The organism is Variovorax sp. JS1663 (genome assembly GCF_002157355.1).
Taxonomy (GTDB): domain Bacteria; phylum Pseudomonadota; class Gammaproteobacteria; order Burkholderiales; family Burkholderiaceae_C; genus Variovorax.
The window spans coordinates 16,135-27,381 of sequence record NZ_LYMK01000031.1 but is presented as its reverse complement, the minus strand read 5'-3'; the positions used below and the strand labels follow the sequence as shown (position 1 = coordinate 27,381).

Below are 11,247 nucleotides of genomic sequence, written 5' to 3'. Positions count from 1 at the left end.
GGGCTTCAGTCAAAGGTCCGAGGTGGGGCCCCCGGCCGAAGGCCGCAAGGGGCGGACGGGGCCACCGTCCGGGCAACCTGTCCACGGGCAAAGCCGGTGGGCAGGGCGTCAGGCCAAAGGCAAGCGCGCGGGGAGCGGTGGACAGACCTGGCAGCCCGAAGGACCTGTCCACACGTGTGTGGGCAGCAGGTTGTCCACGGCGGGCGGGTTTCCAACCACGCGATCGTCCCGGGAAAAGGAACTACGTCACACCGTGCGCGAATACCACGTAGTCCATCTGGAGAGTTCACAGGGCTGCCAGGCGGCGGCAAAGTTGCCGCCTTGTCGACTCAGGAGCGGACCATGGAATCAGCGATCTTCACCCTCGGCGCACTGGCCGTCCTGGTGTCGGCCGGCTGGATCATCGAACTGCTCGTGCATCGCGAGCCGCCATCGCGCCTGGAGCGACTGATGGCCAGGCAGATTCAACGATCGACGTCGGCGATCCGCGGCGGCCAGGAAACCTAGAGCGAGGCCGCCCCGGCCCACGGTCACTCATCGACCTCCCGCGGAATAGGGCGCCGGCATCGGCCCGATCGCCGGCGCCGCCGTGCTGCTGCGCACCGGCTCGGCGTGCAGGGGCGGCACGAATGGATTCGGCATCCCCTGCATGTTTGCCCCGGTGAAGACGGTCGGTGCTGGAGCCCTGGTCGCGGCCACCGCAGGAACTGCTGCCGGGGCCTCAGAAGCGGGGGGCTTGATCGGCGCCGTTAGGATCGCCACCACCTGTGGCTCATCTCGCAGCGGCCCGACCAGCATAATCCCCGCGCCGGCGGCAGCCGCGGCGTCGTTGCTCACCGTCCAAACGCCGGTATTGGCCACTCGGGTGAGGCTGATGCGCTCGCCGTTCTCCCAGGTGCAGTTGAAGACCACCGGCGGCGGCGCGGCATCCGCCGGGGCGAACGGGTCCGCGTCGGGCTCGCGCCGCTCGTCGCAACCGCGCAAGGGTTGGCGGTGGGCGAACTCGTTGATCTCTGCGACCTTGCCGCCGCTGAGCGTCGCCGACCGAGCGGAGTACAGCCGGCCGACGAAGGCCGTTGCGAAGCGCGCGTAGGCCGCCTGGGCTTCCTCACTCGTGGGAGGGCTCACCTCGCCGCTCGTCGCATGCATTGCGCACATGGCGCCAGCGAGCGCGACGGAGGCCATGCTGGCAACTCGGATCAGGAACATACGCATTCCCTCGGAGTATCCGCTTCCTCCCGGAGAGCCTCCAGGCACTCATCTGGCACCTCGGCCGGCTGGGTCCAGTGCGCCAGGGCGGGAAAAACTGGCAACGGCGCACTGCCGGCGCGAACTGCGCAGAAGCCGGCGTGCGCAAGCCCGTTGATGCCCGGATAGCTGCGCAGCGACAGCGCCAGGCGAATGCCGGCACCCTCGTTTCCGTACTCGCTGTCCAGAATGATCTCGTCCTCGGGGATCCCGAGGTGCTTTCCAGCGGCCCACGCCCATGCGGTTGCCTCCGGGTCCGAGCACTGGAGCGCAGCGCGCACCAAGGGCCCGTCAGGGTCCAGCAGTTCCATACGCTCGAGGTCCGCGAACATGGCGCGATGACCGACCGCCACGTCGTCGCTCAGCAGGTGCCTCCACGCGACCGGAACTGTGGCCACGTGGCCACCTTCATGCAGAAGGTTCGACACCAGGCAGGCGGGGTCATAGAGCAGGCCGCCGTCCCTGACCCGAACACCTTCCAGGAAGCCTCTCGTACCTGGGGCCTCTTCGCAGGGAATACCGATCGCGCGCAGGAAGCTGGCCGCGCGGGATAGGGAGTCCGTCGTTGCGTTCAGGGCCACGGGCAACCTTGCGGGTAGAGATTTCGTCATTGTCGAGTCTTTTCGTGTTCTGCCTTGCGCTTTTTTTAACCGCGTCTGTACTATGTTGTGAACCGTAACATAGCATTCGGCGACCGCTGTGGTCAATGCTGCCGCCCACCAACGAAAGGTTTAGATGTCGAGTACCCCAGCCGCCTATGACGGCAATCAGATCAAGGTACTGCGAGGGCTGGAGGCAGTGCGCAAGCGCCCCGGCATGTACATCGGCGACACGCAGAGGAAGGGCTTCCACCACATGGTGTGGGAAATCCTCGACAACTCGATCGACGAACACATGGGCGGCCACTGCGACCGCATCGAGATGCGCGTGCACGCAGACGGCTCCGTCTCCGTGAAGGACAACGGTCGTGGCATCCCCGTCGACCTGCACCCCGAGGAGAAGGTCGCTGCAGCGACCGTGGTGGTCACCGTCCTGCACGCCGGCGGCAAGTTCGGCGGGGAAGACGGCGAGAGCGCATACAAGACCAGCGGCGGCCTGCACGGCGTCGGTGCGTCGGTCGTGAACGCCCTGTCCACGCGCTTCGAGATGACCATCGAGCGCGACGGCGGCCAATTCTTCCAGGCCTTCGAGAACGGCGGCACCCCCGTCGAGAAGCTCAAGCGAATCGGCGCCTCGAGCAACCACGGCACCACGATCCGCTTCTGGCCTGACCTCACCATCTTCAAGGCGGAGGAGGGCGGGCCCGAGCTGACGTTCGACCACGCGCTGATCGCCCACTCCTTGTCGACTCGCGCTCATCTGAACCCGGGCCTGCAGATCGTCTACCTCGACGAGCGCACGGGCGTGTCGTCCGAGTGGAAGGCTGCATCGTTCGTCGAAATCCTCGACGTCGTGACCGACAACCGCAACGCTCCGGTCCTCCAGTCCCTCTCCGCGCACCAGAAGGTCGCCACGAAGGAAGGCGAAGTGGAGGTGATGGTCGCATTCCGCGTGCATGCCGAGCGTCCGAGCACCATCGTCTCGTTCGCCAATGGCGTGACCACGCCGAATGGCGGTAGTCACGACGCGGGCTTTCGCTCAGCCCTACTTCGAGCGTATAACAAGTACGCCGACGACAACAAGCTCACAAAAGAGCCGTTCGTCGCAGACGACGTACGCGAAGGTCTTGCTGCGGCGATTTCCGTTCGCCTCAGTGAGCCGCGTTTCTCGGGTCAGACGAAGGATAAGCTGGCCAATACCGAGTGCAATGGGGCCGTGTCCACGGTGACCTACCAACTCCTCATGAAATTCTTCGAGGAGAACCCCAAGGAAGCCAAGGCCGCCATCATGCGCGCCGACCGTGCGGCACGCGCCCGCGCCGCGGCCGATAAGGCCCGCGACCAGGTCGAGCGCAAGAGCCCGCTCGCCATCGGGACGCTCCCGGGCAAGCTGGCGGACTGCCAGGAAACCGACCCGGCGCTGTGCGAGCTCTACATGGTCGAGGGCGATTCCGCCGGCGGCTCCGCCAAGCAGGGCCGCGATCGCAGGACCCAGGCGATCCTGCCCCTCAAGGGCAAGCCCCTGAACGTTCTGCGCCTGGATGACGTGGCCAAGGGCCTGAAATCCGAAGAGATCGACAACATCGTGCAGGCCTTCGGCTGCGGTGCGGCCAGCGCCTTCGACATCACGAAGCTGCGCTATCACAAGCTGATCCTGATGACCGACGCGGACGTGGACGGCGCGCACATCGTCACGTTGCTGCTCACGCTCATCCACAAGTACATGCCGGAGCTGATCGCGCAGGGCCACGTCTACCTCGCGCAGCCGCCTCTGTACCGCGTGCGCAAGGGCAAGGGCGATCCGCACTGGATTCGCGACGACGCTGCTCTCGAGGCCTTCTTCGCCTCGCATGGCGGCCGCGACGGCTACGAGGTCCAGCGCTTCAAAGGGCTTGGCGAGATGAACGCCGAGCAACTTTGGTCCACCACTATGGATCCGGAAACCCGCACGCTGCTGCAGGTGCAGTACGCGCCGACGTCCGAGACCACGGACCTGGACCCCGAGCCCCTGCCGGTTGGCGCCGCGGAAGACGCCGTGTTCGAGCTGCTCATGGGCAACGAAGTGCCCCCGCGCCGTGCCTTCATCGAAGAGCGTGCCACCTACGCACAGATCGACGTGTGAGCCTGGGAGAGGCGGTGAGGCCTCTCCCTACCCCAACCATTTCCGCAAAGCGTTCTCCCATGTCTCAAGTTCAACCCCTGCTCATCCAACCCTTGATGGAGTAGAGCTTCATCGACTACGCCATGAGCGTCATCACGGACCGTGCGTTGCCCGATGTTCGCGACGGCCTGAAGCCAGTCCATCGCCGAATCCTGTTCGCCATGCACGACGCCGGCAACACCCACAACAAGGCCTACCGCAAGGCGGCCCGCACTGTCGGCGACGTGATCGGTAAGTACCACCCGCATGGCGATGTCTCGGTCTACTTCGCGGCCGTCCGCATGGCTCAGCCGTTCTCGATGTCGCAGATGCTGATCGACGGGCAGGGCAACTTCGGCTCGGTGGACGGGGACTATCCGGCGGCGATGCGGTACACCGAAATGCGCCTGACCCGCCTCACCGGCGAATTCTTCCACGACCTGCACAAGGAGACGATCGAGTGGGCGCCGAACTATGACGGCACCGAGACAGAGCCGACAGTTCTGACGACGCCCTATCCGAACCTGCTGGTGAACGGGGTCGAAGGGATCGCGGTGGGCATGGCCTCCCGCATCCCGCCGCACAGCCTGCGCGCCGTCTGCGCCACAACGCTGATGCTTTTGGATCGCCCGGAGGCAGCCACTGCCGAGGTGGTCGCTGTCCTGCAAGCCCCGGACTTTCCGACCGCGGCGATCGTGCACGGCCTGGACGGCTTCACCCAGGCGGTCGAGACCGGCTCGGGCCGCATCAAGATCCGCTCGCGTTGGCACGAAGAGGACCGCGGCCGCGGCACCAAGGCCATCGTCATCGACGAGTTGCCCTACCAGGTGAACAAGGCCGTGCTGGTCGGAAAGATCGCCGACCTGGTGCGCGAGAAGAAGGTCGAGGGAATCGTCGACATGCGCGACGAGTCGAACAAGGACGGGATTCGCATCTGGATCGCCCTGCGCAAGGACGAATCGACCGAAGCCGTGTTCGCGGACTTGGCCTCGAAGACCGACCTTGAGGTCGGGATGTCCTACAACTGCGTGGTCCTCGACGGCGGCCGGCCGAAGCTGCTCGGCCTGAAGGACCTCATCCTGCGCTGGATCGCCTTCCGCGAGGAAGTCGTGCTCGCGCGCCACGTCTACGAGCGCAAGCAGGCACTGGCCCGGCTCCACATCCTGGAAGGCTACATGACCGCACTGGGCATGCTCGACCAGGTCATCGCCCTGATCCGCGCTGCCGAGGGACCGGCTGCAGCCAAGACCGGCCTCATGGCGCTACTGTCCGTCGACGAGCTGCAGGCCCAGGCCATTCTGGACCTACGCCTGCAGAAGCTCACCGGCATGGAACTGGAAGGCATCCGCACCGAGCATGCCGAGGTCCTGGCCAAGATCGCCGGCCTCACCGAGATCATCGAGAGCCCGGAGCGCATCCGCAACGTGATCCGCGAGGAGCTGTCCGACATCTCGAACCGCTACGGCGCGGACCGCCGCACCGAGATCGGCGTGGGCATCTCGGACATCACTCGCGAGGACCTGATCCCCCGCGAGGACGTGCTGATCACCATGACGCAAGGCGGCTACGTGAAGCGTCTGCCAGCGAACGCGCTGCGCAGCCAGAACCGCGGCACGCGCGGCAAGACGGCCATGGCCGTGGGAGACAACGACAGCGTCAGCTTCATGCGTCAGAGCCACAGCCACGACTCGCTGATGGTGTTTGCCAAGAGCGGCCAGGTCTACGGCATCAAGGCCTATCGGATTCCCGAGGGCACGCTGACCACGAAGGGACGCCACATCCGCAACGTAATCGAGGGTCTGGACGAAGAGATCAACGCCGTCCTGGCGCTGCCGGAGAAGGACCCTGAGACCACCGTGCTGACCGTGACGCGAAACGGCCAGGTCAAGCGCACGTCCATCGAGGAGTACGACGGCGCAACCCGCAAGGGAGGAATTAAAGGTGTCGGCCTCGACGACGGGGACCTGCTGGTGGGCGCCTTTGCCGTGAAGGATCGTGACGACGTGATGCTGATCTCGGACTCGGGCAAGGCAATCCGTTTCACGGCATCCGACGCCCGCGTCATGGGCCGCACTGCGGGGGGCGTCCGCGGCATCAAGCTCGACGACGGTGAATCCATCGTCGGCGCGGCCATCGTTCCCGCGGGCGGCTCCAAGAGCCTGCATCTGCTGTGCGTGGGCGAGCATGGCGTCGGCAAGCGGACCCCGGTGGACGAGTTCCCGATCCAAGGGCGTGCCGGCAGCGGCGTGATTGCTTTCAAGGCGACCAACAAGACCGGGAAGCTCGTCACCGCCATGGCGGTCACCGAAGAGCAGGATCTGATCATGCTTTCGTCGAACGGAGTCAGCAATCGCGTGGCGGTGGAGGAAATCCGCGAAACCGGCCGCGCTGCCTCGGGAGTGATCCTGATGAACCTGGACGCGGGCCATCGTCTGGTCAGTGCGACGACGGCGGTGCGCGACGCGAACGCTGACGCGGAAGCCGAAGGTGCCGAGCAATCGGCGGAGGCAGCATGAGCGTTATCAGGACTCAGTACGAAGACTACCTGCGCCACGTCAATACGCATGGCGTGCAGAAGAGCGACCGCACCGGTACCGGCACCAGGAGCGTGTTCGCCTACCAGATGCGGTTCGACCTGACAAAGGGCTTTCCGCTTGTCACCACCAAGAAGGTGCACATGCGCTCCATCATCCAGGAGTTGCTCTGGTTCCTCAGCGGTTCCAGCAGCAACAACTGGCTCAAGGAACGCGGCGTCACGATCTGGGACGAGTGGGCGCGCGAGGACGGGGAACTTGGGCCTGTGTACGGCGTGCAGTGGCGCAGCTGGCCAACACCGGAGGGCGGTCACGTCGACCAGATCAAGGAAGTGATTGATACCCTCAGGACCAATCCGGACTCGCGCCGCATCATCGTGAGCGCCTGGAATGTGGCCGATTTGTCGAAGATGGCGCTCATGCCATGCCACGCGCTATTCCAGTTCTACGTGGCGCCGGCGCAAGAGCCCGGGGGGCGGGGCAAGCTCAGCTGCCAGCTCTATCAGAGATCGGCCGACAGCTTCCTTGGAGTCCCGTTCAACATTGCGAGCTATGCGCTGCTCACGCACATGGTGGCGCAGCAGTGCGAACTCGACGTGCAGGACTTCATATGGACCGGCGGGGACTGCCACATCTACAGCAACCACGCCGAGCAAGTGGCGCTGCAGCTCGTACGCGAGCCGCGCCCGGCGCCCACGCTCGTGATCAAGCGCCGGCCCGCCTCTATCTTCGACTATCAGCTCGACGACTTCGAGGTCGTCGGGTACGACCCTCATCCGGCAATCAAAGGCCCTGTCGCAGTCTGACGCACGAAGCCGCCTTCCTCTATTACTCGAGAATGACCGCCCCCACATACACCGGCATCGGCTCACGCTCGACGCCTCCCGACCAGCTGCAGCGCATGCGGGATCTTGCGGCCATGCTCGCCCGCGAAGGCTACGAGTTGCGCTCGGGCGGCGCGGATGGCGCCGACGTGGCCTGCGAGGAAGGGTGCGACCGCGCCGGCAGCGCGAAGTCGATCTGGCTGCCGTGGCCGGGATTCCAGAACCGCCGGCCAGACGCGGCCCGGCGCACCTTCCTGCCGGATCCTCGCGCCTTCGACATGGCCGCGCAGCTTCATCCTCGCTGGCCTATGCTCACCCGAGGACCGCGCGCCCTTCATGCGCGCAATGTCCCCCAGATTCTGGGCCACACGCTCGACAATCCGTCGGAGTTCACCTTGTGCTGGACCGCCGACGGCGCGCAAAGCGCCGCTGACGTGAACTCAAAGACCGGCGGCACCGGGACGGCGATCCGCCTCGCCTCGCAGCGCGGGGTGCCCGTTTTCAACCTGGCGCGCGTGGGCGCGGAGGAGGCGCTGCTCGCCTTCCTGGCGCAGCGCCGAGCCGAGCGCCTGGCAGCCCCAGGCCAGGCCGACACGGCGGCGCACGAAGCCGAGGAGGAAGAGACGGGGCAGGACGAGCCCGATCGCCCCCGGAACATCCTGAGGTTCCCGACCCGATGACAACCGAAGCTGCCGTCTACCTCACCGATGACCGGGATCTGCCCGAGAACGATCTGCGCACACTCGTGATCTTCCAAGGCGGCAACGGCGATTGGTACGTCCAGGTTGCCCCGCACCATGGCCGCACCACCGAAGGCGTGAGGCTGTGCACCTCGGGCGGCGCATCGAGTCACGCCCCGGGTCTGACCGTCGCGATCGCGAGCGCCTACCGCGCGATCATGGCTTCGCAGCGCGGGGAGCCTGCGCCGCCGTCTCGCATGGATATGGAAGAGGAGGTCGCGGCCTGGCGCGCGTCGTTCCCGGCGCACCAGTTCGAGTTCGGGACCATCACCCGGAAAACGGGCGAGGACACCTGACGCCCGCCTCTCGCAGAGGGCGGTGGGGCCGGGCTACCTGATTCCAGGCCCTGCCGCGGGCGGCGGCTCGAGGTCAGCGATGTCCTCGCACACGAGGTTGATGTTTGTCTGCAGTCGCCTAACATTCCCGACGAAGTAGCTGGCAGCTGACTCAGCACGCTCGCGAAACTCGTCCGCGGTGAAGTACTCATGCCTGGCGAGTTCAAGGATGTCACCTCGATCATTGCCTTCGAACCGGCCCAGCTTCGAGACGGCAAGGTCCAGCGGCGACAACACCTTCAGCTTGACGAGACGCCGCTCGTTGCCTATGCCAACCCACTCTCGCGCGTCATCCTCGTAGTCCTCATGCATTGGGCCGAGCGTGGGCGAGTAGGTCGCGTCGAAGTAGAGCTGCATTGGCTTACCCGAGGCGTCTGCAAAATCAACGATCAGGTCATTGGGATCCAGCGTCACCCTGCGAGAAAAGCTCGCGTCCACGTCCGCAGTGAAGCGACTTCCGCAGTAGAAGTTCACAGCCAGGCCACCCGCCAGGTACATGATGATCGGCTCTCCCGCATAGCCGTTTTCCCGAAGCGTGGCATCGATCCTATCGAGCATGGTCGATAGTGCCGCAGCAAGCTCAGCGGTGGCGTGATTCATGGGCGATCCTGGTCTTCAGCATGTGATCGAACCGGCTGCAATTGAACTCGACCGCCTTGGCCAGTCTGGAGAAGTGCCCAACCGAGCCGGGTGAGAGGCGGTCTGCGACGCGAAAGAGGGCATCGTCATGGCCGTACCACCGGCCGCCAGCAAGGAAAAGAGCGGCGGCCGAGACCTCCTCAGAGCTCACAGGCCCGGCCGCCGCGAGTTCGAGCCAGTCCTCTTCACGGAACTGCCTCTTCTGGGCGGCGCTGAACGCGAGGAGCTGCTCCTCATGGTCTCGGGTCATGCCACAAATCATAGAGGCGTTGAACTGCAAACTGAAAATCGCACGCGAAAAGACGATAGATCGAGAGAATCCCTATCATGCGACCCTATCAACTCATGACAGCAGCCCGGTGCGGCGCCTGGCTGGCCCTTTGCGCCGGCGAAGCGCAGGAGACGCTGCAGCTGGGCGGGCACGGCCCCAGGGAGACCCTCGTCCCGTTCCAGGACGAGTTTTTTTCCGACCCGATGAAGACAGGCGCCCTCGGCCTCCTGCTGCAGTGGGCGTGCGAGGACAATGAGAGCTACGCGGCTGCCTTCGGCCCCATCGCATACAGCGAACGAGCCTTGAGCCCCTTCCACCATGAGGGCATCGATTTCGCTGTGAGCGTGGTTCGCAATGGGATCATGGACGACTGGGAGATCTTTGCCCACTGGGGGCAGGCCGGCTACGTGATCGTGCCCGAGTGGCAGCGGCAGGATGCCGACCGCCGCTTCAACTTCGCCTGGGCGCCGGACTGGCTATACCGCCGGTGCGGCGGCGCACGCGATGCTGCCGCGCTGCCGGACGAGGTCCGTGATGCGCTGCACGTCCAAGCGATCGAGCTCGCGGTGGCGGACGGTCACGAAGAACTTGCCGAAACCCCTCGAGAGTAGCCGCACTATGACCACCCGAACCATGCCCAGGCCGGGCGTAACGCCGCACATCGCGCCAATGACGATCAGCGCGCTGATCAAAGACCTCAAGCAATTCGACCCGGACAAGTCTCAGCGGGAGTATCCCTGGGCGAACCGCTTCGTGATGGCCTGCCGCTCGCGCCATGGCAGCGCGAGTTCAAGTGGTCCGATGACCAGGCCCGCCGCTTCATCCACAGCGCCTGGACCGGTGTGCACCTCGGGACCTACGTCGTCACCGAGTTCAAGCTGCGGCCGGAGGTCGGCGGCTTTCGCGGCATCGAGTTCCTGCCCCTGTCCAACTGCGTGATCGACGGCCAGCAGCGGCTCAAGGCGCTGGAGATGTACCTCACCGATCAGCTCGCCGTTGCCGACAGCGAAGGCAGGCTCACGCTGTGGTCGGAGGTCGATGCGCGCGATCGTCGGCGATTCCAGAACACGATCTTCTCGCGCGGCATCATTCGCGAGCGCGACGAGACGAAGTTGCGTGCGACCTACGATCTCATGAATTTCGGCGGAAGTCCCCATCTCGAGCCCGAGCGAGCCATGCCTCAACCGCGCCTGGTGCGAGTAGGCAATGAGTTCTTCGTGGATCGGTCCGACACGGCTAGCCTCACGGCCGCCCAGGAGCAAGCGCGGCACGAGGCGGTCTTCAGGTATTCGCAAAGCCGCTCACCGGCGGCCGAGCTCGTCCGGGCGCGCCTCGACGGCGCCGACGCGGGCATTGACGATGACGTGGCCGGGGAAGAAGCCTCGGACGCCCCGCGCCCGCGCTGATGGCGCACCACCGGACCACAATACACACGTGACCCTCCGCCTGTTCCACGGCACCACCGAGCAGTTCGATTCCTTCGACACGAGCTGCATGCTCGGCGCCCACTTCGGCACGGCCGCCGCGGCCGCGGCCCGGCTGCACGACATCGCCGGCGGGGAGGGCGAAGTGCGCGAGTACGAGATCACCTTCCAGAACGCCCTGGAGATCGTCGATCTGGGTACCTGGGGGTTTCCGTCGGTCCTGCGAGAACTTCGCTCCAAGGGCGTCCTGAGTGCAGCGCAGGTGGATGCTGCGTACGAGGCGAACAATCGCAGCGACATGGCGGGCTGGGCATTCATCAAGGACGCGCTCCAAGCGGCCGGCTACGACGCGCTGCGCTACTCGAATCTGGTCGAGGACCCCGGGAGCGAGAGCTTCATCGTGCTGGAGGCTGAGCAGATCGGGCCGTGCGATGACGATGAGCCCCGGCCGGCTACGTGCCGGCCCTGAAAGGCGCAAACGGGCTATTCCACA

At 65.5% G+C, this 11,247-nt stretch carries 13 protein-coding genes; 9 read left to right on the top strand and 4 right to left on the bottom strand.

The window, feature by feature from the left end; genetic code table 11:
* Positions 1 to 342: 342 nt before the first annotated feature.
* A complete protein-coding gene (locus A8M77_RS36165) occupies positions 343 to 507 on the top strand; it encodes a hypothetical protein (RefSeq protein WP_158100976.1) in 165 nt (54 codons plus the stop codon).
* 27 nt (positions 508 to 534) lie between these two features.
* Here A8M77_RS36165 and A8M77_RS23320 read toward each other — a convergent pair whose 3' ends face one another.
* Both A8M77_RS23320 and A8M77_RS23315 read right to left on the bottom strand, forming a co-directional pair.
* Positions 535 to 1,209: a hypothetical protein gene (locus tag A8M77_RS23320; RefSeq protein WP_086923900.1), complete on the bottom strand. Its 675-nt coding sequence runs from the start codon at positions 1,207 to 1,209 to the stop codon at positions 535 to 537.
* Positions 1,200 to 1,829 (bottom strand): hypothetical protein, encoded by a 630-nt coding sequence (locus A8M77_RS23315; protein ID WP_192871666.1) that lies wholly within the window; start codon positions 1,827 to 1,829, stop codon positions 1,200 to 1,202. Before A8M77_RS23315 ends, A8M77_RS23320 begins: the two co-directional genes overlap by 10 nt.
* Positions 1,830 to 1,983: 154 nt before the next feature.
* On the opposite strand from A8M77_RS23315, the gene A8M77_RS23310 reads away from it, so the two are divergent.
* The 5 genes from A8M77_RS23310 (at position 1,984) to A8M77_RS23290 (ending at position 8,381) form a co-directional block, all read left to right on the top strand.
* On the top strand, positions 1,984 to 3,969 hold the full coding sequence (locus A8M77_RS23310; protein WP_086923899.1) for a DNA gyrase/topoisomerase IV subunit B: 1,986 nt from the start codon (positions 1,984 to 1,986) through the stop codon (positions 3,967 to 3,969).
* Positions 3,970 to 4,079: 110 nt separating this feature from the next.
* On the top strand, positions 4,080 to 6,503 hold the full coding sequence (gene gyrA, locus A8M77_RS23305) for a DNA gyrase subunit A (protein WP_272947451.1): 2,424 nt from the start codon (positions 4,080 to 4,082) through the stop codon (positions 6,501 to 6,503).
* Positions 6,500 to 7,327, top strand: coding sequence for a thymidylate synthase (locus tag A8M77_RS23300; RefSeq protein WP_086923897.1), 828 nt, complete (start codon positions 6,500 to 6,502; stop codon positions 7,325 to 7,327). The genes gyrA and A8M77_RS23300 overlap by 4 nt, the downstream gene beginning before the upstream one ends.
* 113 nt (positions 7,328 to 7,440) lie before the next feature.
* Positions 7,441 to 8,025 carry a hypothetical protein gene (locus A8M77_RS23295; protein ID WP_192871665.1) on the top strand — a complete coding sequence of 195 codons (585 nt, stop codon included), beginning with the start codon at positions 7,441 to 7,443 and terminating at the stop codon, positions 8,023 to 8,025.
* A complete protein-coding gene (locus A8M77_RS23290; protein WP_086923896.1) occupies positions 8,022 to 8,381 on the top strand; it encodes a hypothetical protein in 360 nt (119 codons plus the stop codon). The genes A8M77_RS23295 and A8M77_RS23290 overlap by 4 nt, the downstream gene beginning before the upstream one ends.
* A gap of 33 nt (positions 8,382 to 8,414) precedes the next feature.
* Here A8M77_RS23290 and A8M77_RS23285 read toward each other — a convergent pair whose 3' ends face one another.
* Together A8M77_RS23285 and A8M77_RS23280 are read right to left on the bottom strand one after the other, a co-directional pair.
* Positions 8,415 to 9,020 carry a DUF6036 family nucleotidyltransferase gene (locus tag A8M77_RS23285; RefSeq protein WP_086923895.1) on the bottom strand — a complete coding sequence of 202 codons (606 nt, stop codon included), beginning with the start codon at positions 9,018 to 9,020 and terminating at the stop codon, positions 8,415 to 8,417.
* Positions 9,001 to 9,309 (bottom strand): hypothetical protein, encoded by a 309-nt coding sequence (locus A8M77_RS23280; RefSeq protein WP_086923894.1) that lies wholly within the window; start codon positions 9,307 to 9,309, stop codon positions 9,001 to 9,003. Before A8M77_RS23280 ends, A8M77_RS23285 begins: the two co-directional genes overlap by 20 nt.
* A 95-nt stretch (positions 9,310 to 9,404) precedes the next feature.
* Between A8M77_RS23280 and A8M77_RS23275 the strand changes: the two genes are divergently transcribed.
* The 3 genes from A8M77_RS23275 (at position 9,405) to A8M77_RS23265 (ending at position 11,223) form a co-directional block, all read left to right on the top strand.
* Positions 9,405 to 9,941: a hypothetical protein gene (locus tag A8M77_RS23275; protein WP_086923893.1), complete on the top strand. Its 537-nt coding sequence runs from the start codon at positions 9,405 to 9,407 to the stop codon at positions 9,939 to 9,941.
* A gap of 93 nt (positions 9,942 to 10,034) precedes the next feature.
* Positions 10,035 to 10,736 (top strand): GmrSD restriction endonuclease domain-containing protein, encoded by a 702-nt coding sequence (locus tag A8M77_RS23270; protein WP_086923892.1) that lies wholly within the window; start codon positions 10,035 to 10,037, stop codon positions 10,734 to 10,736.
* 28 nt (positions 10,737 to 10,764) lie between these two features.
* Positions 10,765 to 11,223 (top strand): hypothetical protein, encoded by a 459-nt coding sequence (locus tag A8M77_RS23265; RefSeq protein ID WP_086923891.1) that lies wholly within the window; start codon positions 10,765 to 10,767, stop codon positions 11,221 to 11,223.
* Positions 11,224 to 11,247: the final 24 nt, after the last annotated feature.

Coding starts and splice junctions, on each gene's coding strand:
- A8M77_RS36165 (WP_158100976.1), top strand. CDS start 343: ATGGAATCAGCGATCTTCACCCTCGGCGCACTGGCCGTCCTGGTGTCG.
- A8M77_RS23320 (WP_086923900.1), bottom strand. CDS start 1,209: ATGTTCCTGATCCGAGTTGCCAGCATGGCCTCCGTCGCGCTCGCTGGC.
- A8M77_RS23310 (WP_086923899.1), top strand. CDS start 1,984: ATGTCGAGTACCCCAGCCGCCTATGACGGCAATCAGATCAAGGTACTG.
- A8M77_RS23300 (WP_086923897.1), top strand. CDS start 6,500: ATGAGCGTTATCAGGACTCAGTACGAAGACTACCTGCGCCACGTCAAT.
- A8M77_RS23295 (WP_192871665.1), top strand. CDS start 7,441: ATGCTCGCCCGCGAAGGCTACGAGTTGCGCTCGGGCGGCGCGGATGGC.
- A8M77_RS23290 (WP_086923896.1), top strand. CDS start 8,022: ATGACAACCGAAGCTGCCGTCTACCTCACCGATGACCGGGATCTGCCC.
- A8M77_RS23285 (WP_086923895.1), bottom strand. CDS start 9,020: ATGAATCACGCCACCGCTGAGCTTGCTGCGGCACTATCGACCATGCTC.
- A8M77_RS23280 (WP_086923894.1), bottom strand. CDS start 9,309: ATGACCCGAGACCATGAGGAGCAGCTCCTCGCGTTCAGCGCCGCCCAG.
- A8M77_RS23275 (WP_086923893.1), top strand. CDS start 9,405: ATGACAGCAGCCCGGTGCGGCGCCTGGCTGGCCCTTTGCGCCGGCGAA.